1 protein-coding gene is annotated in these 399 nt (G+C 59.4%); it reads right to left on the reverse strand.

The window, feature by feature from the left end:
- Window positions 1–98: 98 nt before the first annotated feature.
- The gene (locus FY251_RS22825) at window positions 99–275 is read right to left on the reverse strand and encodes a hypothetical protein (protein ID WP_023843297.1); all 177 of its coding nucleotides are present in this window, start codon (window positions 273–275) and stop codon (window positions 99–101) included.
- Window positions 276–399: the final 124 nt, after the last annotated feature.

Consider the following 399-nt stretch of genomic DNA (forward strand, 5'->3'; position numbering starts at 1 on the left):
TCCCGAGGCAGTGGACACTCCCGACGAGTCCCAGCCCGACGAACGCCGCGAGGCCGGCCGTCTCACCGGAACTCAGCCCCGCCGTCCCGAACTGCATATCAGACGGTACTCGACTCGGTTGGTTGTGTCATCCAGAACAGGCTGCCGGCGATGATGACGACGCTGACCAGCGAGAGCGCGACGATGGAGCGTCCGGTTCCCTGCATGTAGTACGCGACCGGCGCGAGACCGAGCAGCGCCAGCAACGTCACGAGCCGAGGGCTTGACGCAGACATATCTGGCCGTACGTTAGAGGGATTATAAAAAGAAACGGGTCGTTCCTACCGGCTGAAAACACCATCAGGGGTTTTTTTAGGTAATCTGCTATCTTCCCAGATATGGTACGGCACGAAGCTAGAA

The organism is Haloferax sp. KTX1 (assembly GCF_902410085.1).
Classification (GTDB): Archaea; Halobacteriota; Halobacteria; order Halobacteriales; family Haloferacaceae; genus Haloferax; species Haloferax massiliensis.